Consider the following 25,283-nt stretch of genomic DNA (forward strand, 5'->3'; position numbering starts at 1 on the left):
CTGGTACCGGGGTGTGCGTCGACCATCGCGCGCGGCATGCGGTACCGCAACGCTCCGGTCCCCTGTTCAGCCCGAGTGCTCCGCCAGACGGTCGAGAAACGTGCCCTGTCCGGAGACCATCAGCGGCCGGGCCTGCTCCGGGGTGAACCAGGCCACCCGGTCCAGTTCCGGGAACTCCTGGACGCGCCCCGAGTGGGGCGGCCACTCCATGGTGAAGGTGCCGGGCACGATGGTCGCCGGGTCGAGGTCGGCCTCCATCGCCCAGGCGGTGACGATCTTGCCGTTGCGCTGTGCGATCTCGCCCAGCGGCAGCGCCGTGCCGTCCGGCGGGGCGACGCCCAGTTCCTCCTGGAACTCCCGGCGGGCCGCCTCCCAGGCGGGTTCGTCCGGCTCGTACTCGCCCTTGGGGACCGACCACGCCCCCTCGTCCTTCGTGGCCCAGAGGGGGCCGCCCATATGGCCGAGCAACACCTCCATGCCTTGGCTGGTGTGGCGGAACAACAGAAGTCCCGCACTGCGCTTCGTCGCACGCACTGTCACGCCTTGACCTCCGGGTGGGCCGCGAGCAGGGACTCCACCGTATCGGCGTCCTCGGGCCTTTTGTCCTCGCGGTAGCGGATGACCCGCGCGAAACGCAGGGTCACCCCGGCCGGGTAGCGGGTGGAGCGCTGCAGCCCGTCGTAGGCGATCTCCACGACGAGGCCGGGGCGTACGGTCACGCCCCAGCTCTTCTCCTCCACCGCGAGTTCGCCGAGGCGCTCGGTCTGCCAGGCGAGCATCGCGTCCGTCATGCCCTTGAAGGTCTTGCCGAGCATCGCGTACCCCCCGTCGGCCGTGCGGGCGCCGAGGTGGAGGTTGGAGAGCCTGCCGGTGCGGCGGCCGTGGCCCCACTCGGCGGCCAGCACCACCAGGTCGAGGGTGTGCACGGGCTTGACCTTCAGCCACGAGGCCCCGCGCCGGCCCGCGCTGTACGGCGCGTCCAGCCCCTTGGCCACCACCCCCTCGTGCCCGCGGGCCAGACTCCCGGCCAGGAACTCCTCCGCCCGCGCGCTGTCCTCGGGCCCGGCCACCAGGGCCCGGCGCACCCGCATCGGCTCCGGCACCAGCCGGGCCAGCTCCGCGTGCCGCTCGGTGAAGGGCAGGTCCAGCAGGTCCCGGCCGTCCACCGAGAGCGCGTCGAAGAACACCGGGGCGACCGGGACCTCCTCGGCGGCCCTGGCCACGTCCACCCGGGAGCCGACCCGGCCCGCCGTCTCCTGGAAGGAGCGGGGGCGCCCGTCGGGCCCGAAGGAGATCACCTCGCCGTCCAGCACGAACCGCTCGCCCGGCAGCGCCAGCGCCGCCGACGTCACCTCCGGCAGCCGGTCGGTGATGTCGTCCAGCGTGCGGGTGTACACCCGCACCTCGTCACCGTCCCGGTGGACCTGGACGCGGATGCCGTCGAGCTTCTCCTCCACCGCGCACGTCCCGAGCTTCTCCACCGCCTCCGCCACCGAGGAGGCGCTGCGCGCGAGCATCGGCAGCACCGGGCACCCCACCGTGAGCCGGAACCGGTCCAGCGCGCCGGGCCCCTCGGCCAGCAGCGTCCGGGCGACCGTCTGGAGCGACCCGGCCAGCATCACCGCCCGGCGCACCGTCGCGGGGTCGGCGTCCGTCGCGCGGGCCAGCCCCTCCACGGCGAGCGCGTCCAGGGCGCCCTGGCGGACCTCACCGGTCAGCAGCCCCCGCAGGAAGCGCTGTTCGTCCTCGGTGGCCGCGCCCATCAGCTCTCCGACGATCCGCGCCCGCTCCGCCTGGGAACCGGCGCCGGACACCGCGCCCAGCTCGCTCAGCAGCGCGTCCACTCCCCGCACCGTGAGCGTGGGCTCGGCGGCGGGCGGCACCGCGAGGCTCAGCACCTTCCAGCCGACGCCGATCCGGCCCTGCGGCAGCCGTCCCGCCAGATACGGGATGACCACCGGGACGTCCTCCGGTTCCGCGTCCCGGAACAGTTCCGCGAGCAGGTCCGTCTTGCGGGTCCGGGACGCCGTCGCGGCGACCTGGCCCGACACCTCCGCGAGCCGGTTGAGCAGCATGCAGCAATGGTGCACCGCGGGAGCCCGCCCCACACCCGCGCCGCGGGGTTCACCGGCACCTGCCGGATTGACAAACGGCTTTGCCGTATCTGCAATATCGGCATGAGTGACACGAACGACCCGGGCGCGGAGAGCACCGACGAGGTACTGGCCGCCGTGGGCCCGAGACTGCGCCGCATCCGCAAGGAGCGGGACGTGACGCTGGCCGCGCTGTCGGAGACCACCGGCATCTCGGTCAGCACCCTCTCCCGGCTGGAGTCCGGGCTGCGCCGCCCCAGCCTGGAGCTGCTGCTGCCCATCGCGCAGGCCCACCGGGTCCCGCTCGACGAGCTGGTGGGCGCCCCGCCGGTCGGTGACCCCCGGGTGCGCACCGAGCCGGTCAAGCGGGACGGCCGCACCTTCTACCCGCTGACCCGGCGCCCCGGCGGCCCTCAGGCGTACAAGGTGATCGAACCGCGCCGCGACCGGCAGCCGGACCCGCGCACCCACGAGGGGTACGAGTGGCTGTACGTCCTCTCCGGGCGCCTCAGGCTGGTCCTCGGGGACCACGACGTGGTTCTGGGGCCGGGGGAGGCCGCCGAGTTCGACACCCGCGTACCGCACTGGTTCGGGTCGGCGTGGGACGGGCCGGTGGAGTTCCTGAGCCTCTTCGGGCCGCAGGGCGAGCGGATGCACCTGCGGGCGCGGGCGGGACGGCGGGCCGAGGGGGACGGCTGAGGCTTTCCGGGGCCGGTGGACTGTTCCCTGATCGGCAAGCGACCGCTTAGTATGCCGGGGACCCCGGTTCAGACGACGCAGTCCCGTGGAGGCCCGGCATGCAGGCATGGCAAGTGCACGAGAACGGCGAGCCGCGCGAGGTGATGCGCCTGGCGGAGGTGGAGACCCCCACGCCCGGCGAGGGCCAGGTGCGCTTGCGAGTGCGCGCCGCCAACGTCAACTTCCCGGACGCCCTGCTCTGCCGGGGCCAGTACCAGATCCGGCCCCCGCTGCCCTTCACGCCCGGCGTGGAGATATGCGGCGAGACCGAGGACGGCCGCCGCGTCATCGCCAACCCGGCACTGCCGTACGGCGGTTTCGCCGAGTACGCCCTCGCCGACGCCCGCGCGCTGCTGCCCGCGCCCGACGCGCTGGACGACGCCGAGGCCGCCGCCCTGCACATCGGCTACCAGACCGGCTGGTTCGGCCTGCACCGCCGGGCCCACCTGGAGGCGGGGGAGACCCTGCTCGTCCACGCGGCCGCGGGCGGTGTCGGCAGCGCTGCCGTACAGCTCGGCAAGGCCGCCGGGGCGCGGGTCATCGGCGTCGTGGGCGGCGCCGACAAGGCCGCCGTCGCCCGTGAGCTGGGCTGCGACGTGGTCGTGGACCGGCGCGCCGAGGACGTGGTCGCGGCCGTCAAGGAGGCCACCGGCGGCAAGGGCGCCGATGTGATCTACGACCCCGTGGGCGGGGACGCGTACGCGCAGTCCGCCAAGCTCGTCGCCTTCGAGGGACGGATCGTGGTCGTCGGCTTCGCGTCCGGCGCGATCCCGAGCCCCGCCCTCAACCACGCCCTGGTGAAGAACTACTCGATCGTGGGCCTGCACTGGGGCCTGTACAACACCAAGAACCCCGAGCTGGTGCTGCGCTGCCACGAGGAGCTGACCGGGCTGGCCGCGCGCGGCGCGATCAAGCCGCTGGTCAGCGAGCGCGTGCCGCTCGCCGGCGCCGCCGACGCCGTGCAGCGGGTCGCCGACGGCGTGACCACCGGCCGGATCGCCGTCCTGCCGCAGAACGGAGTCACCGCATGACCGACGCAGAGGGACTGCGCCGCCGCACCCAGGAGTTGCTGGCCGCGCACCCGCCCGCCACCACCGGCCGACTCGACTTCCTCAAGGCCCGCTTCGACGCCGGACTCGCCTGGGTGCACTACCCGGAGGGCCTCGGCGGACTCGGTGCCCCCCGCTCCCTCCAGGCCGTCGTGGACGAGGAACTGGCCGCCGCCGACGCCCCGGACAACGACCCGCGCCGCATCGGCATCGGCCTCGGCATGGCCGCCCCGACCGTGCTGCGCTACGGCACCGACGAGCAGAAGGCCCGCTTCCTGCGCCCGCTGTGGACCGGCGAGGAGGTGTGGTGCCAGTTGTTCAGCGAGCCCGGCGCCGGATCCGACCTCGCGGCCCTCGGCACCCGCGCGGTCCGGGACGGCGACTCCTGGGTGGTCGACGGACAGAAGGTGTGGACCTCCAGCGCCCATCTGGCCCGCTGGGCCATCCTCATCGCGCGCACCGACCCGGACGTGCCCAAGCACGCCGGGATCACCTACTTCATCTGCGACATGACCGACCCTGGCGTGGAGGTCCGGCCGCTGCGCCAGATCACCGGCGAGGCCGAGTTCAACGAGGTCTTCCTCACCGGCGTCCGCATCCCCGACAGCCGCCGCCTCGGCGACGTCGGCGACGGCTGGCGGGTCGCCCAGACCACGCTGATGAACGAACGCGTCTCCATCGGCGGCATGCGCCTGCCCCGCGAGGGCGGCATGATCGGCCCGGTCGCCAAGACCTGGCGGGAACGCCCCGAACTGCGCACCCACGACCTGCACCAGCGGCTGCTGAAGCTCTGGGTCGAGGCCGAGGTGTCCCGGCTCACCGCCGAACGGCTCCGCCAGCAGCTCGACGCCGGCCAGCCCGGCTACGAGGGCTCCGGCATGAAGCTCGCCTTCGCCCGCCTCAACCAGGAGATCAGCGGCCTCGAGGTCGAACTCCGGGGCGAGGAGGGGCTGCTCTACGACGACTGGACCATGCGCCGCCCCGAACTGGTCGACTTCACCGGGCGCGACGCCGGGTACCGCTATCTGCGCTCCAAGGGCAACAGCATCGAGGGCGGGACCAGCGAGGTCCTGCTGAACATCGTCGCCGAGCGCGTCCTCGGCCTGCCCGCCGAACCGCGCACCGACAAGGACGTCCCCTGGAAGGACCTGGCCCGATGAGCACGACGAACGCCGAGCCCGACCTCCTCTACTCCGAGGAGGAGGAGGCGCTGCGCGCCGCCGTCCGCGACCTGCTCACCGACCACTGCGGGCCCGCCGCGGTGATCGCCCGCACCGAGTCGGACACCCCGCACGACCCCGCCCTGTGGAAGCAGCTCGCCGAGGGCATGGGCCTGGCCGGACTGCTGATCCCCGAGGCGCAGGGCGGCCAGGGCGCGACCCACCGCGAAGTCGCCGTCGTGCTGGAGGAGTTGGGGCGGGCTGTCGCACCGGTGCCGTACCTCACCAGTGCCGTCGTCGCCACCGAGGCGCTGCTCGCCTGCGATGACGCCGAGCTCTTGGGCCAGCTCGCCTCCGGCCGTACCGTGGGCGCCCTCGCCGTCTCCCTGACCACCGCCCCCGGCGCCGCCTTCGGCACCGTCCGGGTCGAGAACGGTTCCCTGCACGGTGAGTTGACCTCCATCGCGGACGCGGTCGCGGCCGACGTGCTGCTCGTCCCGGCCGACGACGGCGCCCTGTACGCCGTGGCCGCCGACGCGGTCACCCTCGCCCCGCAGATCCCGCTCGACCTCACCCGCCCGCTCGCCACCGTCACCCTCGACGGAGCGTCCGGCCGCCGTCTCGGCCCCGCCGAAGTGGCCGTACGGCGCGCTCTGCGGGCCGGTGCGGGGCTGCTCGCCGCCGAGCAATGGGGCATCGCGGACTGGGCGTTGACCGAGACCGTGCGCTATCTGAAGGAGCGCAAGCAGTTCAACCGTCCGGTCGGCGGATTCCAGGCGCTCAAGCACCGGCTCGCCCAGTCGTGGCTGGAGGTGGTCAACCTCCGCGCGGCCGCCCGCGCCGCCGCCGACGCGCTCACCACGGGCGACGACACCGACGTCACGGTCGCCGTCGCCCAGTCCTACGCCGCCCCCGTCGCCGTCCGCGCCACCGAGGAGGCACTGCAACTGCACGGCGGGCTCGGCATGACCTGGGAACACCCCGTGCACCTGTACCTGAAGCGGGCCAAGGCGGACTCCCTCGCCTACGGCACCGCGGGCGCCCACCGCGAGGCCCTCGCCGCACTGGCCGGCCTCGACGCCCCCTGACACCACCCGTACGGGGGACACGTCAGCGCCCCGGACGGACCCTCCGCTACGCCACACTTGCGGCCGAACGCCGCACACCGGGCGTGGCGGAGGAGGTTTCGATGGCTGTCTCCATCTCAGTGGTCCTGCTGCTCCTGATCCTGGCCGTGGTCTTCATGCGCAACGGCGCACTGAAGATCTCGCACGCCCTGGTCTGCATGCTGCTCGGCTTCTACCTGGCCAGCACCAGCATGGCCCCGACCATCAGCAGCGGCCTCACCGCCACGGCGGACCTGGTGAGCGGGCTGCGGCCCTGACGCGGGACGGCTAGGCGCCCATCACGCGGGAGCGGAGCAGGAAGCGGACGCCCTCCGGGGCTTCCAGGGAGAAGCCGCTGCCACGGCCGGGGACCACGTCCACGATGAGGCGGGTGTGGCTCCAGAGGTCGAACTGGGACCTCGACATCCAGAAGCCGACCGGTTCCGCGACGCCCGCCACGGACAGTTCGGCCAGCAGGACGTCGGAGCCGCCGGTGCGGAACTCGCCCTCGGGGTAGCACATCGGTGCGCTGCCGTCGCAGCAGCCGCCGGACTGGTGGAACATCAGCGGACCGTGCTGCTCCCGCAGCCGCCGCACCAGTTCGGCCGCCTCGGGCGTGAACTCGACGCGCCGACTCTCCTGCGTTTCCACGGTCACCGTCCCAGCAAGGAGGAGCGAAGCGTCCGACACCCCCAGTCTGGGCGCCGGCCGGCGGGCAGTCCAGTGGTCAGCGATGGCTGAGGACGTTCACCACACGGCCGCCGGAACGGTGGGCACCACACGCCGTACGGACATCACACGTCTCCTTCGCCGGGCCGGCACGCAAAACGGCCGTGGCCGGTCCCGGTGGGGGACAGGCCACGGCCGCAGTGTGTCAGTTCTTGCTCTTCGGCTCGGCCGGCTTCGGCGCACCGGCGGCCGCCGGAGGCTCCTGCACGTCCACGTCGCTGGCCCGGACATAGGCCAGCCGGTGGTCGAGCTGGATCTCGTAGTACTCCTCCTGACCCTTCACCACCGGCGCCGGGGCGTCACCGAACGAGGACCGGTCGACGTAGGTGCCGTGGACGACGGACTGCGTCACGTAACGCTGCCCCTCGTCGATCGTGTAAGGCAGCGGTGCCTCCTGCTCCTCGTCCACCCCCTCCGGATAGGCCGACTCCTCCGGCAGCGCCCGCCCGAACACCGGGATCTCGTGGCGGCCCTCCTTCGGCGTCACCGTCCGGACCCGCGCGCCCACGGCGGTCGGCTGGTCCTTCGGGTTCTTGAACCACGCCTTGTGGCCCTGGAACCAGATCGCCGTCCAGTCACCGCTGCGCCCGGCCACCGCGAACGTCTGCCCCGCGGAGACCCGTGAGCCCAGGTCGTTGACGTCCACCGTGGTGTCGTCGCCGTCCGGCTTGCGGCCCGGGTCCTGGATCAGCGAGGAGTCCGCGCTCGGCTCGGTGTGCAGCCGGACCGCGCTGGAACCGTGCGGCGCGCACTTCTCGCCGCTCTCCACGCAGCCGGTGAACACCGGCCGGTGCTTGGCGTACTCCGGAAGGATCATCACCGTGTCGCTGTCCGGCCCCGCCGTGGCCTTCAGCGGCGCGCCGAGCAGGTCGAAGTAGTGCCGCCAGTCCCAGAACGGACCGGGGTCGTCGTGCATGTCCGGGATGGTGTCCTCGGTCGGCGCGGGCACGTTGTCGTGGCCGAAGATGTGCTGCCGGTCCAGCGGGATGTCGTACTTCTTGGTCAGGTACCGCACCAGCCGGGCGGAGGAACGATACATCTGCTCCGTGTACCAGGCGTTCGGCTGCCGCAGGAAGCCCTCGTGCTCGATGCCGATCGAGCGGCCGTTCACGAACTGGCTGCCCGAGTGCCAGGCCGCGTCCTTGGTCTTGACGTGCTGGGTGACACTGCCGTCGCTGGACCGGATCGAGTAGTGCCAGGACGCCTCCGTCGGGTCCTGGACGGTCAGCAGCATCGAGGCCAGCGGCGCCTCGGTGTCATGGATGACGATGTACTCGATCCGCTGGTCCTTGGGCCGGTCGGCCAGGTCGTGGTTGCCGTACGCCTCGTCGTCGATCCGGACGTACGGCGCGCTCAGCCAGGAACACGCCAGCTCCGCCGGGCACTCCACGTTCTTCGAACGGGACGAGCCCGCCGCCCCGGCGTGGGGACGCACCCGGGGGCTCGCGGCCAGGACGACATGCTGACCGGCGTCGGTGACGCGGTCCGCGCCCCGGCGGATGATGTCGAAGACGTCGTTGGCGTAGGCCGCCGCCGAGCCCGCGTCGGTCGTGCCCGGGAACCGCGACACCGCGTCCCACCACTGGGCCGGGTCGGTGCTGAGCGGCTTGCCGAGCCCCCGCTGGGCCGCCGCCAGCAGGGCCGCGCCGCCGCGCACGTTGGCGGCGTCGTCCGTGCGCAGCCGCTCCACCGGGAGACCGACCAGATCGGCCGCCCGCCGCAGGTCGGCGGAGCGCTGCGCGTCCTCGGCCGCCTTCTGCGCCGGGGACGGACTGGCCTTCTGCACCTTCGGACGGGGCGTCACGTGGTGCGGAGGCGTCTCGGCCGGCGGCCCGGCGGAGTCCACCAGGTGCATCGGCCCGTAGCCGCCGATGACGCTCGGCGCGCCCTGGTGGGAGTCCCACCGCGACTGCAGGTAGGACACCCCCATCAGCACGCTGCGCGGGACATGGAACTCGTCCGCCGCGGCCGTGTAGTCGTCCTGGAGGCGCTGGTCGGGTGGCCCGGAGTCCTCCGAGCGGTCGATCAGCAAGGGCACCAGGAGCGCCGCCGACGCGGCGGTCACGCAGACGATCCGCCGATGCCCGCGCATGGCACTGGACAGGCGGGGGGCGACGCGTTTTCTCATACGGGTGGCTCCAACGAGGTTCGGCGCGGCCGGAACATGCGGCCAGGGCGCGAACCAGGGCGCGCCCCGCATGTCACCCCGCTCACGTTTCCTTGCCTCGCGCGTCGCGTCGCGCCGAGCGTCACTGGCGTGGACCAGCCCTGACGCCCAGGCCACCCGGTCGGCGGCAGCGGACCCCGCCGGGTGGGGGCAACGCTTCACTCCTCCTCGACCGGGTCCACCCGCCAGTCCGGCCGGCCCGGCATGGGCGGGGTGTGCGACCCGTACAGCCAAGGAGTCAGAAAACCCGTCAGATCCTCGCCCGCCGCCTTCGAGGCGAGTTGGACGAAGTCCCGGGTCCCGGCCACGCGTCCCCGATACGCCGTCACCCACGCCTTCTCCACCCGCTCGAAGGCGTCCGCGCCGACCTTCTCCCGCAGCGCGTACAGCACCAGCGCCGAGCCGTCGTACCGCATCTGCCGGAACAGGCCCTCCTCGTGCGGCTCGGCGGGCGCGCCGTCGTCGTGCCGCCACTGGTCGTGCTGCTCGTAGGCCGAACGCATCATGTCCTCCAGGCGCGGGCCGCCCCTGGTGTCGGCGTACAGCAGCTCGTAGAAACGGGCGTGACCCTCGCTCAGCCACAGGTCCGACCAGCGGCGGATGGCCACGCTGTCCCCGGTCCAGTGGTGGGTCAGCTCGTGCACGAGGTTGCGTTCGGCGCCGACCTGATCCCCCAGCAGATCCGCGCTCGGCACCACCGAGAGGGACTGCGTCTCCAGCGCCACCGGCAGCTCGGTGTCGCCGACCAGCACGCCGTAGCGCCGGAACGGGTAGGGGCCGAGCCGCTTCTCCAGCCAGGTGAGGTGGTCCGGTGTCAGCGCCCGGTACGCCTCGGTCTCCTCCACCAGTCCCCGTGGCACGACGTCCCGCAGGGGCAGTCCGTGCGGGCCGGTGCCGTTCACCACGTCGAACCGGCCGATGGCCATCTGCACCAACTGCGGGGCGACCGGGTGCTCCGAGTCGTACGTCCACCGGATCCGGCCGTCGTGCCGGGGCGCGCGCGCGACGAGGCGGCCGTTGGCCACCGCCGTCAGACCGGGCGGAGTGGTGATGTGGAAGGTGAACGGCGCCCGCAGGCTGGGGTGGTCGTCCGCCGGGAAGATCATCCTGGCGCCGTTCGGCTGCGGCGACAGCAGGGTGCCGTCGGCCGTGGGCACCCAGCCGTAGTCCTGGATGGCGTCGGTGCGGTGCCGCCGCTGCGAGGGGTCGGCGGTGTAGGCGACGCGCACGGTGAAGGCGCGGCCCCGCGCGATCGGTCTGGCCGGGGTCACTACCAGTTCGTCACCCTCGCGCACGGTGCGCGCGGTCGCGCCGTCGACCGTGACGGCGTGCAGGGTGTTGCCCGCGAAGTCGAGATCGAAGCGGGAGAGTGACTGGGTCGCGGTGGCGCTGATCGTGGTGGCGGCGGCGAAGGGTGTCCGGGGGGCCTGCCAGTCGAGGTCCAGGGTGTAGCGGCGGACCGTGTAGCCGCCGTTCCCGTCCAGCGGCATGAGCGGGTCGCCGATGCCGGGGGCGCCGGGGGAGGGGGCGTCCGAGGGAGCGGGTGCGGGGTGGCCGGGGAGCGCGGGCGTCCGGGGTTCGTCCGAGGGCAGGTCGAGCGCGAGGACGACACCGCCCGTGATCCCGAGCGCGCAGACCAGTGCGAGGGCCGTGCGGCGGCCGCCGCCCCGCCGCGAGCCGTTCTTACCGGGCGTGAGGGTCATGGCGGCACTATGCCAGCGGGAGAGCGATATGCGGCTTATATGTCTGGTCGACAGGGCTCGACTGTTAAAATTGGGTGCTTTGTTCCGCGCATTCCCGTAGAAACCGTCAGGACAGTGACGTCGGGATGAGGATTCTCCGAGCCCGCGGGCTCCGTGCACCGCGCCGCGTGACCCGGCCCGCGCCGTACGCGGCTCTGCTGGTCGCGGGCTGCCTCCTGCCGGCGGGCGCGGGGCTGCCGGTGCTCACCGGTGTGCCGGTCGCGGTCGCCGCTCCGGCTCCCGCCGACCCCGCGCTGAGACCCGTCGATCAGGCGGCTCTCCAGTCCGCCGTGGAGCGAGCGGCGCGCAAGCTCGAAGTGCCGGGTGCGGTGGTCCTGCTCCGCACCCCGCAGGGCACCTACCGGGCGACCGTCGGCACGAGCCGGCTCGGCGAGGAACAGGTGCCCACCACCGCCCAGCACTTCCGGATCGCCTCCAACACCAAGACCATGACCTCGGCGCTGATCCTCCTGCTCGCCCAGGACGGCAGGCTCCGGCTGACCGACCCGGTGTCCCGCTACGTGCCCGGCGTCCCGAACGGTGACCACATCACCCTCGGTCAACTGCTGAAGATGCGCAGCGGGCTCTACAACTACACCGAGGACCCCCGGCTCGCCGCCTCCCTGGACGCCGATCCCGCCGAGGCCCGCACCCCGCGCGAGATGCTGGCCCTCGCCTTCCGGCACCCGCCGAACTTCAAGCCCGGCGCGTCCTACGAGTACAGCAACACCAACTACGTCCTGCTGGGCCTCGTCGCCGAGAAGGCGGGCGGCACGCCCCTGGCGCGGCAGTTCCGTGAACGCCTCTTCGCACCCCTCGGCCTCGCGGGCACCTCACTGCCGGGCATCACCGACACCTCCCTGCCGACCCCCTACGCGCACGGGTACATGTACGGAGGCACCGCCTACGCGCTGACCGACCAGCCCTACCCCGCCCACCTGGAGGCGGCGGCGCGGTCCGGGAAGCTCCGGCCACTGGACTACACCCACCAGAACCCGTCGTACGCCACCGCCGCCGGAGGCGCCGTCTCCACGGCGGACGACCTGGCCACCTGGACCAGGGCCCTGGTGACGGGCAGGGTCCTCGACCCCGCGCACCAACGGCAGTGGCTGCACAGCCCGCAGGCCGAAGACCCCGCGACACCGCCCGACGGGCAGAGCTACGGGTACGGCATCACCCACCAGCGGTTCGGCCCGGACGCCGCGATGTACTACCACGGCGGCGAACTGCCCGGCTTCAACTCCTTCATGGGCCATGACCCGGACCACGACGTCACCCTCGTCATCTGGACCAACCTCACCCTCTCCCCGGGCGGCCACACCACCGCCAACGCGCTCCTGCCGACCGTGCTGAACCAGGTCTACTCGGGGCTGTCGCTGCCCACCGACGCCGACTGAGCCAGCCCCGGGGCATCAGTGCCCGAGGTCGGTCGGGCCGTAGAGGGCGGTGGGGTTGTTCGTCTGGAGGGCCCAGTAACGGTCGCCCCAGCTCCAGTGCCACCACTCCGTGGCGTAGTTGACCAGACCGGCCTCGGACAGGGCGGCGGCCAGGACGGTCCGGTGGGACCTGGCCTCGGGGGTGATGTTCGAGGCCGCGGTGTAGCAGGCGCCCTCGCTCTCCTCCGGATCGGCGTTCAGCCGGGTGCCCAGGTCCAGTTCGTGGCCGTCGGCATCCACCAGGGTCAGGTCCACGGCCGCGCCCGCGCCGTGCGGGGCCATCTCCGGCGGGGAGACGTAGCGGCTGGCCGCCTCCCGGACGCGGGCCGGGGGCCACTCGGGGTTGTCCCGGCCGAGCACCCCGGCGTACTCCTCGAAATACCGGCGCTGGAGGGCGGGCGGCCGGTACCCCTCCACGTACAGCAGCCGCAGGCCGCCCGGCAGGAGCGACTGGGCGTGCAGCAGACGGTGCAGGACGCCCTGGCGCAGGTGCGCGAAGGCGCCTGCGGCGTCCTGCCTGCGCGGGTCGACCCACAGGCCGCCGTGCGCCCGGACGTCGACCAGCGGTTCGCCGCACTCCCGCACCGGGATCGCCGCCACCCGCCGGTCCGCCATCAGTACGACGCTCATTCCGTCCCCCAGTCCCAGGTGTCGAAGTAGGCGGCCACACCGGTGCGGCGGGCCTCCAGCACCGCGGCGAGCCGCGCGAAGTCCCGTGCCGGCATCAGCGGCCGCCACCGCGGCAGCGGCAGCACCCGCACCTCGTCGTGCTCCCGAGGGTCGAGCCTGATGTCCCGGATCTGTGCCTCGTCGAGCCGTCCGCCGTCGAAGACGAGGCCCATCGTGCTGTACGGCCACTCGGTGCCCGGCAGGCCGTACACCGTCGCCAGCAGCTTCGGTGGCCCGGTCATCTCGATGCCCGTCTCCTCCCGGCACTCCCGTACGGCCGTCTCCCAGGGCCGCTCGCCGGGGTCCATCGTGCCGCCGGCCAACTGCCAGGGGTGGGTCCGGCTGTAGACCGCGTGGAGCTGCACCGGGCGGTCGTGCGTGTCGGTGAAGAGAAGGCAGGCGAAGCCGGTCGCCTTCATGACCGTCTCGGCGTACTGCTCCTGCGGCAGCCAGACATGGCCGGTCTTCGCGTCCACCCGGCCCCGGACCGGAGGCTCGGGCCATGTCATCCGCATGGGCGCCAGGCTGCCGCAGAATCCCGAGGCGCGGAAGAGCGCCGCCGAGGCACCGGACACGTCCGCGTCGACGGGTGACACCCGCTCCGCCCGGAGCCGGTCGAGCAGCGCGGTCAGCGCCGATCCGGCGTATCCCCGGCGGCGCCAGGAGGGATGTGTGGCCACCGCGTGCACCCGCGCCGCACGACCCGAGGGCGAGGCCGGTTCCGGCAGCACGGCGTGGACCAGCGCGAGCGCGCAGGACGCCAGGGTGCCGTCCGGGGCGTCGACGACCGAGGCGCGGGCGTCGCCGCCGGGGGCGAGCCGGGCGGCCAGTTCGGCGCTGGACCGGGTGATCCACTCCTCCGCCAGGGGCTCGGCGAGCACGAAGGCGGACCGGAGACGGGCGATGCCCTCCGCGTCGGCGGGCGTGGCGGGCCGTGCGGCGGGCCCGGCGTGCGCGGTGCCGGGGTGCCGGGGACGGGTGTGCAGGGCGTCACTGTTCACGATGCGTCTCCAAGGGGTGCGGCGGGCCGGCCCGGCGTGCGCCCTGCCGAAGTCCGCCGGGGCGGCGAGGATCGACCCCGGGGAGGACGCGGAGCCGGACGGCCGTCGCGTCATGGGCGATCGGGTCGTCCGGGCGCTGGAAGTGCACGGCCAGGTGCTCCCCGGCGCGGTACGCGTCCAGACCGGCCCGGCAGTAGGCCACCATCGGTGCGGGCAGGGCGTCCAGCCGGGCCCATGCCATGGCGTCGCAGACGTGCGGCTCCATCAGGCGGGGTTCGCCCGCCCAGCGCCGGACCTCGAAGAAGAAGCCGACCCGGGCGTCCCCGCCGGGGGCCCGGTGGTGGACCGTGACCGCCCCGCGCACGTCCGCCCGGCGGACGGCGACACCGGTCTCCTCGCGTGCCTCGCGGATCAGCGCGTCGGCCATGTCCTCGTGCGGGCCGTCCAGGTGACCGGAGGGCAGATGCCAGAGCCCGGCGGCGTACACCGCCCCGGCTCGCCGTGACACCAGCACCTCCGTACCGGCCCCGCTCTCCCGGCGCAGGATCAGATGTACGTCGACCGGCACGGTGTACCGCTGGTGCCCGCTCATGCCGGGCACCAGCCCATCTCCGAGTAGGCCCGGCCCGCGCGGATGCCGTCGATGGCCGCGCGGGCGTAGGGGACGAGCGGCTCCGGCAGTCCGTCCGCGTCCCACCAGCGCCAGTCGAGGCACTTGTCCGGCTCCCTCAGCGACGGCGTCCCCTGCCAGCGGTGGGCACGGAAGACCAGTTGCAGGCGGGGCCGCGCGCTCGGTCCGTGCAGCACGTGCACCACATGGGCCAGCTCCACGTCGGCGGGGACGATGACCAGGCCGGCCTCCTCATGCGCCTCCCGCACCAGACAGGCGACGGCCGACTCCCGCTCGCAGTGCCCGGCCAGGAAGTGCCAGGTGGATCCCGCGAAGGCCGAGTCGGGGTGGCGCAGGCCGAGCAGGACGCGGCCGTCGCCGTCCTCGGCGTAGAGATGCACCCCGACGATGTTCAGCTCCGTACCGCGCGCGTCCGGAGCCTTCGCCGGCCGGGGGACCAGCGGGGTCCGCACGGCCGGGCCGGCCGCGTGGCGCAGGATGAGTTCACGCGTGCCGGGGCTCAGCCGCAGCCGGTGCAGCATGTCCGGGCGGAACCAGCGCAGCAGCACGCCCTCCGCGAGCCCCACCCCGTCCGGATCGCCGCTCCAGCGGCCGGAGAAGACCTGCACCGGCACGCACAGCCCGTCGGTGCCGGTCTCCTCCCCGACGGCGTACGGTGCCAGGCCGGCCGGTTCGAGTCCCGGTACCTCCTCGGCCAGTTCACGCCGGAGGGTGTCCTCCAGCGTGCGGTCCCCGGGCTCCCGGCCGCCGCCGAGCAGGGCGAACGCGCCTGGCTCCCAGATGCCGGGAACGTCGTCGCGCAGATGGAGCAGGTAGCGGCCCTCGCCGTCGTGGATCAGCGCCGAGGCGTTCACCGGCTCCGGCCGGCCGTCGAGCCCCGCCGCGCTCAACCTCTCCCTCAAGGCGGCCGATTCGAGCCGGTCGAGGGGTAACCAGTCGGCGCCGGGCAGAGGTTCGGTCGGTTCGCGGGACAGGTACAGGGCGAAGGTGAACTCGTAGTCGGCCGGAGCGGTGGCTTCGACCTGGACCGGAGCGCCGAGCAGCGAGGGAGTCAGGCAGAGGTCGCCCGGCGCGAGCCGTGTCCGCCCTGTCACCGCGCGCACCGCCGCCGCGAGCAGCGTACGGTCGCCCTCCCCGGCCCGTGCGCCGGGCACCACCGCGGGACCTCCGGCCGCGTCCGGCACATGCAGGGCCCGCCCCTCGCGGTCGATGACGAGCGCGCGGCAGGTGAGGCGGGCGGAGCCCGGAGCGAACGCGCTCATGCCGCCCACCTCGGCCCGGATGCGCCCGAATGGGCCATCGCCCCGGCAGAAGCCCGCTGTTCGAATCCGGAGGACCGCGGTGCGCGGGCGGGTACGGGATGCATGGCGTCCTCCATCTGAGGGGCGAGTGGTACTGGTGCTCTAAAAACGCGCCGGACACCGCCCTTGTCACGGCTGTTCCGCGAAAAAATCCGGAACACGCGTTCCCACCGCCCGCTCGGCCCTGCGCGCCAAGGGGTGCCGTTCTCAAACTCGTTCGATCGGGGGAGGTGCGCTCTTGCGGGGGAACGGCCGGTGTGGCGCCTGGACAGGGCTCCGGGAGGCCGTCCCGGCGCGGGACAGGAGCGTCGCCCGTGACACCCACGCGCGTCAGAGTCCCGTCAAGGCGGCCGCCCGCGCCGTATGAGGGGCGTCAACGTGGGGTCCCGACCGGGCGGAGCAGGGGTTTCCTCGAAGGGTTCCCCTTTCGACCCCGAGTCCGTTCAGGAGTCCCAAGATGGCCGACCTGGCCTTCGTCGTCACCGTGCTCGCGGCCTTCGCGCTGGTGGCACTCGTCGCCAAGGGGGTGACGAAGCTGTGACCGCCGAGAACGTCGTCGGCCTGGTCGTGGCCGTCGCCCTGCTGGGCTATCTCGTCCTCGCCCTGATCTTCCCGGAGAGGTTCTGAGAGCCGGTATGGGTTCCGTACTCGCGAGCGTGCTCCAGCTCCTCGCCCTCATCGGCGCACTGGCGCTCGTCCACGCGCCCGCCGGAAGCTACATGGCCAAGGTGTACACCGCACGCCGGCACCTGCGGGCCGAGCGGTGGATCTACCGGGCGATCGGCGCCGACCCCGACACCGAGATGCGCTGGCCCGCCTACCTGCGCGCGGTGCTCGCCTTCTCCCTCGCCGGTGTCCTCCTCCTCTATCTGCTCCAGCGGCTCCAGGGGGTGCTGCCGGGCTCGCCCGCGTTCTCCTCGGTGGGCCCGGCGCAGTCCTTCAACACGGCCGTCTCGTTCGTGACCAACACCAACTGGCAGTCGTACTACGGCGAACAGACCATGGGGCACGTCGTACAGACGGCCGGGCTCGCGGTCCAGAACTTCGTGTCCGCCGCCGTGGGCATGGCGGTCGCGGTCGCCCTGGTCCGGGGCTTCGCCCGGTCGCGCTCCGGCGAACTGGGCAACTTCTGGACCGATCTGGTGCGCGGCACGCTGCGCGTCCTTGTTCCGGCCGCCGTGCTCGGCGCGCTGGTCCTCGTCGCCTGCGGCGCGATCCAGAACTTCTCCGGCATCCACGAGGTCGGTCAGTTCATGGGCGGCACCCAGCAGTGGAACGGCGGCGCCGTCGCCTCCCAGGAGGCCATCAAGGAACTGGGCACCAACGGCGGCGGCTACTTCAACGCCAACAGCGCCCATCCCTTCGAGAACCCGACGCCGTTCACCAACCTGTTCGAGATCTTCCTGATCCTGGTCATCCCGTTCTCCCTGACCCGCACCTTCGGCCTGATGGTCGGCAGCGTCCGGCAGGGCCACGCGATCCTCGCCACCATGGCCACCGTCTGGGTGGGCTTCACCGCCCTGATGATGTGGGCCGAGTTCACCCACCACGGCCCGGCGCTCCAGGCCGCGGGCGGCGCGATGGAGGGCAAGGAGGTCCGCTTCGGCGTCGGCGGCTCCGCGCTCTTCGCGGTGTCCACCACCCTCACCTCCACCGGCGCCGTGGACTCCTTCCACTCCTCCTTCACCGGGCTCGGCGGCGGCATCACCATGCTCGGGATGATGCTGGGCGAGATCGCGCCCGGCGGCACCGGCTCCGGTCTGTACGGCATGCTGATCATGGCCGTGATCGCGGTGTTCATCGCCGGTCTGATGGTCGGCCGCACCCCCGAGTACCTGGGCAGGAAGATCGGCGCCCGCGAGATGAAGCTCGCCGCCTGCTACATCCTGGTCACCCCCGCGCTGGTCCTCGTGTTCACCGCGGCCTCGACGGCCCTGCCGACCCCGCCGCACTCCATGCTCAATCCGGGCGCGCACGGGTTCTCGGAGGTGCTGTACGCCTTCACCTCGGCCGCCAACAACAACGGCTCGGCCTTCGCCGGGCTGAACGCCGACACCGACTGGTTCAACACCACGACCGGGCTCGCCATGCTGCTCGGCCGCTTCCTGCCGATGGTGTTCGTCCTCGCGCTGGCCGGCTCGCTCGCCGCACAGCGGCCGGTCCCCGTCAGCGCCGGCACCCTGCGCACCGAGAAACCGCTGTTCGCGGGCCTGCTGGTCGGGGCGATCCTGATCATCACCGGCCTGACGTACTTCCCGGCGCTGGCGCTGGGACCGCTCGCCGAGGGGCTGGCGTGATGACCATCCGTACAGAGAAGTCAGAGGACTCGATGTCCACAATCACTCCCGCCCGGGCGCCGCACGGCGACGCGCCCGCCGGACAGCAGCCCGCGGACGGACGCGTCGGCGGGGGCCTCTTCGATCCCCGGCAGTTGGCCCGATCGCTGCCGGACGCCTTCCGCAAGCTCGACCCGCGCGTCATGGTCAGGTCGCCCGTGATGTTCGTGGTGTGGACCGGCTCCGTGCTGACCACGGCGTTCTCCTGCACCGACCCCACCGACTGGTTCGGCTGGACGATCAGCGTCTGGCTGTGGCTGACCGTGCTCTTCGCCAACCTCGCGGAGGCGGTCGCCGAGGGACGCGGCAAGGCGCAGGCCGACACCCTGCGCAGGGCCAGGGCGGACACCGTCGCCCGCCGCCTGACCGGGGCCGCCGAGGAGCGGGTGCCGGGCACCGCGCTGCGCGTCGGTGACCTGGTCGTCTGCGAGGCGGGCGAGGTGATCCCCGGGGACGGCGACGTCGTGGAGGGCGTCGCCTCGGTGGACGAGTCCGCGATCACGGGCGAGTCGGCGCCGGTCATCCGGGAGTCCGGGGGCGACCGCAGTGCCGTCACGGGCGGCACCAGGGTGCTCTCCGACCGGATCGTCGTCAGGATCACCACGCGGCCGGGAGAGACCTTCATCGACCGGATGATCGGCCTGGTCGAGGGCGCGGCCCGGCAGCGCACGCCCAACGAGATCGCGCTGAACATCCTGCTGGCCTCGCTCACCGTCGTCTTCCTGCTGGCCTGCGCCACGCTGCCGCCGTTCGCCGCCCACGCCGGCACCCGGCTCACGATGGTCGTCCTGGTCGCCCTGCTGGTGTGCCTGATCCCCACCACCATCGGCGCCCTGCTCTCCGCCATCGGCATCGCGGGCATGGACCGCCTGGTCCAGCGCAATGTGCTGGCCATGTCGGGCCGGGCCGTCGAGGCGGCCGGTGACGTGTCGACACTCCTGCTGGACAAGACCGGCACCATCACCCTCGGCAACCGCAGGGCCGCGGCGTTCGAGCCGGTGGGCGGCGCCACGGAAGCCGAACTCGCCGACGCCGCGCAGTTGTCCTCGCTCGCCGACGAGACCCCCGAGGGCCGTTCCGTCGTGGTCCTGGCCAAGGAGGCGTACGGCATGCGCGAACGCCACCAGGGCGAGCTGACCGGCGCCGAGTGGATCCCCTTCACCGCGCAGACCCGGATGTCCGGCGTCGACGTGGACGGGCGCGGCGTCCGCAAGGGCGCGGCGGGCTCGGTGCTGCGCTGGGTGCGCGAGCAGGGCGGCACGGTGGCCGACGAGACCGAGCGGACCGCCGACCGTGTCTCCCGCGCAGGCGGCACCCCGCTGCTGGTGGCCGTGCGGGACGGCGGCGGGGCTCGCGTCCTGGGCGTCGTCCACCTCAAGGACGTCGTCAAGGAGGGCATGCGGGAACGGTTCGCCGAGCTGCGCCGCATGGGCATCAGGACGGTCATGATCACCGGGGACAATCCGCTGACCGCCAAGGCCATCGCCGAGGAGTCGGGCGTCGACGACTACCTCGCGGAGGCCACTCCCGAGGACAAGATGGCCCTCATCAAGAGGGAGCAGGCGGGCGGCAAGCTCGTCGCCATGACCGGTGACGGCACCAACGACGCCCCCGCGCTGGCCCAGGCGGACGTCGGCGTGGCCATGAACACCGGCACGTCGGCCGCCAAGGAGGCCGGCAACATGGTCGACCTCGACTCCGACCCCACCAAGCTCATCGAGATCGTCCGGATCGGCAAGCAACTCCTCATCACCCGGGGCGCGCTGACCACGTTCTCCATAGCCAACGACGTGGCCAAGTACTTCGCCATCATCCCGGCGCTGTTCGCCGCCGTGTATCCGGGCCTCGACCGGCTGAACATCATGCGGCTGTCCTCGCCCGACTCCGCGATCCTCTCGGCCGTCGTCTTCAACGCCCTGATCATCATCGCGCTGGTGCCGCTCTCCCTGCGCGGGGTGCGGTACCGGCCGGTGAGCGCCGACCGTCTGCTGCGGCGCAACCTCGCCGTCTACGGCCTCGGCGGCCTCGTCGCGCCCTTCATCGGCATCAAGCTCATCGACCTGCTCATCTCCTTGATCCCCGGGATCGGCTGACCACCATGAACAACTCCCTCACCGGCAAAGCCCGGTCACTGGGCGCGGGCCTGCGCGCGCTGCTCGTGCTCACCCTCGTCACCGGCGTGCTCTACCCCCTCGCCGTGACCGGTGTGTCCCAACTCCTCCTCCCCGGCCCCGCGAACGGCTCCGAGGTGAGGTCGGACGGGCGCGTCGTCGGGTCCTCCCTCATCGGCCAGTCGTACCGGCTCCCCCCGGCGGAGGGCCACAAGACGCCGGAGCCGGACCCGAGATGGTTCCAGGGGCGCCCGGCGGACGGCCTCGGCACCAACAGCCGGAACACCCGCTACACGCTGCTGCTGTCCGGCGCCACCAACCTGGCCGCCGACAGCGAGGTCCTGCTCCAGCGGGTCCGGGCCGCCAAGGCCGCCGTCGTGAAGGAGAACTCGGTGCCCGGCCACACCGTCCGCCCGGCCGACGTCCCCGCCGACGCGGTCACCTCCTCCGGATCCGGCCTCGACCCGGACATCTCCCCCCGGTACGCCCGGCTCCAGGTCCACCGCGTCGCCGCCAGGAACCACCTGCCCGTGACCGAGGTCGCCCGGCTCGTCCGCGACCACACCGAGGGACGGACCCTGGGCTTCCTGGGCGAACCCCGCGTGAACGTACTGGAGCTGAACATCGCGCTCGAGGAACTGGCGGCCCGGCACTGACGAAGCGGTCCCGGAGTGGCCGGCGGTGTCCGCCGAGCCGCTCCGGGACCGCCGACTCCCGCCCGCATGCCGTAAGTTGCTGCCGTTGATCCCAGCGGCGTACGACAGGAGGGCGCGCGTCCATGACACGGGTGCTCGTAGTGGAGGACGACCCGCAGCTCGTACGGGCCCTCGTGATCAACCTCCAGGCCCGCCGGTATGCCGTCGACTCCGCGCCCGACGGCGCCACCGCGCTCCGGCTGGCGGCCGCCCGCGCACCCGACGTGGTCGTGCTCGACCTCGGGCTGCCCGACGTGGACGGCGCCGAGGTCATCAGATCCCTGCGCGGCGGCGGCAGCCGCGTGCCGATCCTCGTCCTGTCCGCCCGCCAGGCGTCCGAGGAGAAGGTCGCCGCCCTAGACGCCGGGGCCGACGACTACGTCACCAAGCCGTTCAGCATGGACGAACTGCTCGCCCGGCTGCGTGCCGCCGTCCGCCGCACGGAGGCCGGCCTCGCCGCGCCGGAGACCACGGTGGTGCGGACGCCGGACTTCACCCTCGACCTGGCCGCGAAGAAGGCCGTGCGCGACGGCCGTGACATCCGCCTCACCCCGACCGAATGGCATCTGCTGGAGATCCTCGTCACCAGCCCCGGCCGCCTGGTCAGCCAGAAGCACCTGCTGCGCGAGGTGTGGGGCGTCTCCCTGAGCGACAAGACCAACTACCTTCGTGTGTACATGGCTCAGCTCCGCCGCAAACTGGAGGCGGACCCCTCCCACCCCCGCTATCTGATCACCGAGCCGGGCATGGGTTACCGCTTCGAGGGGTGAACCGCGTGCCCTTCGCGGACCGCACCGTCGCGTCCGGGTCCGGATGGGTGAATGATGTCACTCGGACTGGTCACATCCGGATCTTCGCACTGAGTATGCTCATCCAATGTTGTCGGTCGACAACTTCTGACGGCGGGCGGCACGAGTGGGCGAAAGGGCGAGACCATGGTGACGTCGCGGGCTGATGCCGATGCGCTGACGCCGGTGACCGCGGTCGGTGTGGAACTCGCGTGGGACGAGCGGCAACCGTCCGTGCTCCTCGTCGAGGACGATCCGGGCGACGCGCTGCTGGTCGAGGAACTGGTCGCCGACAGCGCCCTCAAGATGCGGCTGCGCTGGGTGCGCTCGATGGCCGAGGCCGCCGAGGTGCTGGCGACCGAGCGCCCCGACTGCGTCCTGCTCGACCTGCACCTGCCCGACGCGAGCGGTCTGGAAGCGGTCTCCCTGGTCAAGGCGCACGCCGACCGGGTGGCGATCGTCGTCCTCACCGGCCTGGCCGAGGAACAGACCGGGCTCGCCGCGGTCACCGCCGGAGCCCAGGACTACCTGGTCAAGGGACGCGTGGAACCCGAACTCTTCGGACGCGCCGTCCGCTACGCGATCCAACGCAAGCAGGCCGAACAGTCGGCGGTGGCTCTCCAGGCCAGCCTGATGCAGGCCCAGGAGAACGCCCGCCTGGAACGCGGACTGCTGCCCCGCCCGCTGCTGCGCGCCGACGGCGTCCAGGTCGTCGCCCGTTACCGCCCCGGCCGCGCCCAGGCGCTGCTCGGCGGCGACTTCTATGACATCGTGCAGAGCGCGGACGGCACCGTGCACGCCCTGGTCGGCGACGTCTCCGGGCACGGACCCGACGAGGCCGCCCTCGGCGTCGCCCTGCGGATAGCCTGGCGCACCCTGGTGCTCAGCGGCATCACCGGCGCCGAGCAGGTCGGCCGCCTGGAGGAGATCCTGGTCGCCGAACGCGCCAGGGACGAGGTCTTCGCCACCCTGGTCAGCCTGTCCGCCGTACCCGGCGAACACCGGGCCAGCGTCGTGCGGGCCGGCCACCACGGCCTGCTCCGGCGCGGCGGCGCCGACGTGGACTGGGTCGAGGTGCCTGGCGGGCCCGCGCTGGGGCTCGTCCCCGGCGGCGCGCGCTGGCCCATCGCGGAACTGTCCGTGCCGCCTGGCGCCTCCGTGGTCCTCTTCACCGACGGGCTCTTCGAGGGGCACGTCAACGACGGCCCGCAGCGCCTCGGCGAGGAGGGGCTGCTCGGACTCGCCCGCGAGGCGGCCGGTCTCGCGCCGGACGAGTTCGTGGACCGGCTCATCGGCGAGGCCGAGGGGCTGGCCGAGGACCGCGGGGGCCTCGCGGACGACGTCGCCGTCGTCCATGTGAGCTGGAACTGAGATACGTGAGACGAGAGAAACGAGTGACACGCGTGAGTGCAGAGTCGGTTCGGAGCACAGGGTGAACGACGTCACGGGCAAGCCGTGGACCGGACGCCGGTTGACCGTGCAGGGCTGGTTCTACCTGGTGCTGTCGCTCATGACGTTCCTGGTGCTCCTCGGCACCGTGGTCGGTGCCAACCTGCTCAACCGCACCGCCGACGCGACCGACACGCTGCTGGAGGGCGTACAGCCCGCCCAGACGGAGGCGTACCGGCTCCAGGCCGCCCTGGTCAACCAGGAGACCGGCATCCGGGGCTACGCGATCACCGCGGACAAGCGCTTCCTCACTCCGTACACCGACGGCAAGCGGAACGAGGCGGAGTCCGCGGCCCGGCTGAGCAAGCTGCTCGGGAAGCGGCCCGAGCTGCGCGCGGACCTGGCCGCCGTCGAACGCCAGGCGGCCGACTGGCGCCGTCACTACTCCGAGCCGCTCGTCGCCTCCGTGACCCCCGGAGCTCCGAAGGCCGTCGACCTGCGGACGGTCGAACGCGGCAAGGAGGACTTCGACAAACTGCGCGCGACCTGGGCCGACCAGAACGCCCACATGGCCCGCACGGTCGAGGACGGGCGCGATCACATCGCCCAGGAACGCACGCTGCGCAACTCGGTGCTCGTCGCCATGGTCGCCGCGTTCCTGCTGACCGGCCTGGCCCTCGCCGTCTTCGTGCGGCTGCTCGTCACCCGGCCCCTGGAGCGGCTGCGCACCGCCTCCCGCCGCGTCGCGGGCGGCGACTTCGACCATGTCATCACCGGTGGCGGTCCGGCCGACCTGACCGCCGTGGCGGTCGACGTGGAGGGCATGCGCACGCGGATCGTGGCCGAGCTGGACGCCTCCCACGCCCAGCAGCGCATCCTCACCACCCAGGCGGCCGACCTGGACGCCCAGGCGGTCGAGCTGCGCCGCTCCAACGTGGAGCTGGAACAGTTCGCCTACGTCGCCTCCCACGACCTCCAGGAGCCGCTGCGCAAGGTCGCCTCCTTCTGCCAGCTCCTGGAGAAGCGGTACTACGACAACCTGGACGACCGCGGCCGGCAGTACATCGACTTCGCGGTGGACGGCGCCAAGCGCATGCAGGTGCTCATCAACGACCTGCTCACCTTCTCCCGTGTCGGCCGTCTCACCGACGACCGCGTGCCGGTCGGCCTGGACAAGGCGCTGGAGAAGGCGATGATGAACCTGGGCACCGCCGTGGAGGAGTCCGGCGCCCGGGTCGAACGGCCGCGGGAGATGCCCGAGGTGGTGGGCGACCCGACCCTGTTCACCATGCTCTGGCAGAATCTGATCGGCAACGCCCTGAAGTTCCGCCACCCCGACCGCGCCCCGCAGGTCACCGTCACCTGCGAGACCGATCCGGAGGAGCCGGGCAGCCTGCGCGTGAGCGTCGCGGACAACGGCATCGGCATCCCCGGGGAGTTCGCCGAGAAGGTCTTCGTCATCTTCCAGCGGCTGCACAGCCGGGATGCCTACGGTGGTACCGGAATCGGCCTGGCGCTCTGCAAGAAGATCGTGGAGCATCACGGCGGCAGGATCTGGCTGGACACCGAGTACATCGACGGCACCCGTTTCTGCTTCACCCTGCCCGTGGCCATCACTCCGGACGAGCCCGGCATCCATTCCCAGGAGAAGGCCCTGACATGACGACTCCCGACGCCACTCCGATCGACGTCCTCCTGGTGGAGGACGATCCCGGCGACGAGCTGATGACCAGGGAAGCCTTCGAGGACAACAAGATCGGCAACACGCTGCACGTGGTCCGCGACGGCGAGGAGGCGCTGGACTTCCTCTACCGGCGCGGCGGCCACACCGGAGCGCCCCGGCCCGACCTGATCCTGCTGGACCTCAACCTGCCCAAGTACGACGGGCGCCAGGTGCTGGAGCGGATCAAGTCGGACCAGGACCTCGCCGACATCCCGGTGGTCGTCCTCACCACCTCGGCGGCCGAGGAGGACATCCTCCGCAGCTACAAGCTGCACGCCAACGCGTATGTCACCAAGCCCGTCGACCTGGACCAGTTCATCGCCGCCGTCCGCCAGATCGACGACTTCTTCGTCCAGGTGGTCCGCCTGCCCCGGCGGAGGTGACCCCCCGACGGCCCCGCACGTGAAACACCCCCCGAC

At 72.5% G+C, this 25,283-nt stretch carries 23 protein-coding genes; 14 read left to right on the top strand and 9 right to left on the bottom strand.

The genetic code is table 11. The annotated features are described in order from the left end of the window. Nucleotides 1–66: 66 nt before the first annotated feature. Entirely contained in the window at nucleotides 67–540 is a 474-nt protein-coding gene (locus HEK131_RS11890; RefSeq protein ID WP_279614251.1) for an NUDIX domain-containing protein, read from the bottom strand. Then, nucleotides 537–2,075 carry an ATP-dependent DNA ligase gene (locus HEK131_RS11895; RefSeq protein ID WP_244334786.1) on the bottom strand — a complete coding sequence of 513 codons (1,539 nt, stop codon included), beginning with the start codon at nucleotides 2,073–2,075 and terminating at the stop codon, nucleotides 537–539. The genes HEK131_RS11890 and HEK131_RS11895 overlap by 4 nt, the downstream gene beginning before the upstream one ends. A gap of 102 nt (nucleotides 2,076–2,177) precedes the next feature. On the opposite strand from HEK131_RS11895, the gene HEK131_RS11900 reads away from it, so the two are divergent. The 5 genes from HEK131_RS11900 to HEK131_RS11920 all read left to right on the top strand — a co-directional run bounded on the left by HEK131_RS11900 (nucleotide 2,178) and on the right by HEK131_RS11920 (nucleotide 6,424). Next, on the top strand, nucleotides 2,178–2,792 hold the full coding sequence (locus tag HEK131_RS11900; protein WP_217460607.1) for a helix-turn-helix domain-containing protein: 615 nt from the start codon (nucleotides 2,178–2,180) through the stop codon (nucleotides 2,790–2,792). A gap of 98 nt (nucleotides 2,793–2,890) precedes the next feature. Then, nucleotides 2,891–3,862, top strand: a complete 972-nt coding sequence (locus HEK131_RS11905; protein WP_244334788.1) for an NADPH:quinone oxidoreductase family protein — start codon at nucleotides 2,891–2,893, stop codon at nucleotides 3,860–3,862. Then, nucleotides 3,859–5,040 carry an acyl-CoA dehydrogenase family protein gene (locus tag HEK131_RS11910; RefSeq protein WP_244334790.1) on the top strand — a complete coding sequence of 394 codons (1,182 nt, stop codon included), beginning with the start codon at nucleotides 3,859–3,861 and terminating at the stop codon, nucleotides 5,038–5,040. The genes HEK131_RS11905 and HEK131_RS11910 overlap by 4 nt, the downstream gene beginning before the upstream one ends. Beyond that, on the top strand, nucleotides 5,037–6,128 hold the full coding sequence (locus tag HEK131_RS11915; protein WP_244334792.1) for an acyl-CoA dehydrogenase family protein: 1,092 nt from the start codon (nucleotides 5,037–5,039) through the stop codon (nucleotides 6,126–6,128). The genes HEK131_RS11910 and HEK131_RS11915 overlap by 4 nt, the downstream gene beginning before the upstream one ends. A gap of 101 nt (nucleotides 6,129–6,229) precedes the next feature. Continuing rightward, entirely contained in the window at nucleotides 6,230–6,424 is a 195-nt protein-coding gene (locus tag HEK131_RS11920) for a hypothetical protein (RefSeq protein WP_030809112.1), read from the top strand. Nucleotides 6,425–6,434: 10 nt separating this feature from the next. On the opposite strand, the gene HEK131_RS11925 is transcribed toward HEK131_RS11920, so the two are convergent. The 3 genes from HEK131_RS11925 to HEK131_RS11935 form a co-directional block, all read right to left on the bottom strand. Continuing rightward, entirely contained in the window at nucleotides 6,435–6,797 is a 363-nt protein-coding gene (locus HEK131_RS11925; RefSeq protein ID WP_244334794.1) for a DUF779 domain-containing protein, read from the bottom strand. A gap of 223 nt (nucleotides 6,798–7,020) precedes the next feature. Then, nucleotides 7,021–8,967 carry an N-acetylmuramoyl-L-alanine amidase gene (locus HEK131_RS11930; protein WP_432215696.1) on the bottom strand — a complete coding sequence of 649 codons (1,947 nt, stop codon included), beginning with the start codon at nucleotides 8,965–8,967 and terminating at the stop codon, nucleotides 7,021–7,023. Between the two features lie 233 nt (nucleotides 8,968–9,200). Beyond that, nucleotides 9,201–10,745: a M1 family metallopeptidase gene (locus tag HEK131_RS11935; protein ID WP_244334798.1), complete on the bottom strand. Its 1,545-nt coding sequence runs from the start codon at nucleotides 10,743–10,745 to the stop codon at nucleotides 9,201–9,203. A gap of 167 nt (nucleotides 10,746–10,912) precedes the next feature. Here HEK131_RS11935 and HEK131_RS11940 point away from each other — a divergent pair, with 167 nt between their 5' ends. Then, nucleotides 10,913–12,181, top strand: coding sequence for a serine hydrolase domain-containing protein (locus HEK131_RS11940; protein ID WP_244334800.1), 1,269 nt, complete (start codon nucleotides 10,913–10,915; stop codon nucleotides 12,179–12,181). 15 nt (nucleotides 12,182–12,196) lie between these two features. Here HEK131_RS11940 and HEK131_RS11945 read toward each other — a convergent pair whose 3' ends face one another. From HEK131_RS11945 to HEK131_RS11960, 4 genes are read right to left on the bottom strand one after another with little or no spacing between them, the layout of a single operon-like run. Next, nucleotides 12,197–12,850: a M15 family metallopeptidase gene (locus HEK131_RS11945; RefSeq protein WP_244334802.1), complete on the bottom strand. Its 654-nt coding sequence runs from the start codon at nucleotides 12,848–12,850 to the stop codon at nucleotides 12,197–12,199. Next, nucleotides 12,847–13,890 (bottom strand): GNAT family N-acetyltransferase, encoded by a 1,044-nt coding sequence (locus HEK131_RS11950; protein WP_244334804.1) that lies wholly within the window; start codon nucleotides 13,888–13,890, stop codon nucleotides 12,847–12,849. The genes HEK131_RS11945 and HEK131_RS11950 overlap by 4 nt, the downstream gene beginning before the upstream one ends. Beyond that, a complete protein-coding gene (locus HEK131_RS11955) occupies nucleotides 13,880–14,482 on the bottom strand; it encodes an NUDIX hydrolase (protein WP_244334806.1) in 603 nt (200 codons plus the stop codon). The genes HEK131_RS11950 and HEK131_RS11955 overlap by 11 nt, the downstream gene beginning before the upstream one ends. Continuing rightward, nucleotides 14,479–15,783 (bottom strand): NUDIX hydrolase, encoded by a 1,305-nt coding sequence (locus HEK131_RS11960; protein ID WP_244334808.1) that lies wholly within the window; start codon nucleotides 15,781–15,783, stop codon nucleotides 14,479–14,481. The genes HEK131_RS11955 and HEK131_RS11960 overlap by 4 nt, the downstream gene beginning before the upstream one ends. A 576-nt stretch (nucleotides 15,784–16,359) precedes the next feature. Here HEK131_RS11960 and kdpF point away from each other — a divergent pair. From kdpF to HEK131_RS12000, 8 genes are all read left to right on the top strand, one after another. Continuing rightward, nucleotides 16,360–16,449 (top strand): K(+)-transporting ATPase subunit F, encoded by a 90-nt coding sequence (kdpF, locus tag HEK131_RS11965; protein ID WP_009326374.1) that lies wholly within the window; start codon nucleotides 16,360–16,362, stop codon nucleotides 16,447–16,449. Nucleotides 16,450–16,457: 8 nt separating this feature from the next. Then, nucleotides 16,458–18,119 (top strand): potassium-transporting ATPase subunit KdpA, encoded by a 1,662-nt coding sequence (gene kdpA / locus HEK131_RS11970; RefSeq protein ID WP_244334810.1) that lies wholly within the window; start codon nucleotides 16,458–16,460, stop codon nucleotides 18,117–18,119. Nucleotides 18,120–18,151: 32 nt separating this feature from the next. Then, nucleotides 18,152–20,251, top strand: coding sequence for a potassium-transporting ATPase subunit KdpB (gene kdpB, locus HEK131_RS11975; protein WP_244334812.1), 2,100 nt, complete (start codon nucleotides 18,152–18,154; stop codon nucleotides 20,249–20,251). Between the two features lie 5 nt (nucleotides 20,252–20,256). Beyond that, nucleotides 20,257–20,925 carry a potassium-transporting ATPase subunit C gene (locus tag HEK131_RS11980; RefSeq protein WP_244334814.1) on the top strand — a complete coding sequence of 223 codons (669 nt, stop codon included), beginning with the start codon at nucleotides 20,257–20,259 and terminating at the stop codon, nucleotides 20,923–20,925. Nucleotides 20,926–21,047: 122 nt separating this feature from the next. Further along, complete coding sequence (locus tag HEK131_RS11985) at nucleotides 21,048–21,734, top strand: response regulator (protein WP_217460619.1); 687 nt, start codon at nucleotides 21,048–21,050, stop codon at nucleotides 21,732–21,734. Between the two features lie 165 nt (nucleotides 21,735–21,899). Continuing rightward, complete coding sequence (locus HEK131_RS11990; RefSeq protein WP_217460620.1) at nucleotides 21,900–23,123, top strand: PP2C family protein-serine/threonine phosphatase; 1,224 nt, start codon at nucleotides 21,900–21,902, stop codon at nucleotides 23,121–23,123. A 139-nt stretch (nucleotides 23,124–23,262) separates the two neighbouring features. Continuing rightward, nucleotides 23,263–24,804, top strand: a complete 1,542-nt coding sequence (locus HEK131_RS11995) for a sensor histidine kinase (RefSeq protein WP_244451993.1) — start codon at nucleotides 23,263–23,265, stop codon at nucleotides 24,802–24,804. Next, on the top strand, nucleotides 24,801–25,247 hold the full coding sequence (locus HEK131_RS12000; protein ID WP_161150517.1) for a response regulator: 447 nt from the start codon (nucleotides 24,801–24,803) through the stop codon (nucleotides 25,245–25,247). Before HEK131_RS11995 ends, HEK131_RS12000 begins: the two co-directional genes overlap by 4 nt. Nucleotides 25,248–25,283: the final 36 nt, after the last annotated feature.

Origin of the sequence: Streptomyces seoulensis (assembly GCF_022846655.1) — a bacterium.
Taxonomy (GTDB): domain Bacteria; phylum Actinomycetota; class Actinomycetes; order Streptomycetales; family Streptomycetaceae; genus Streptomyces.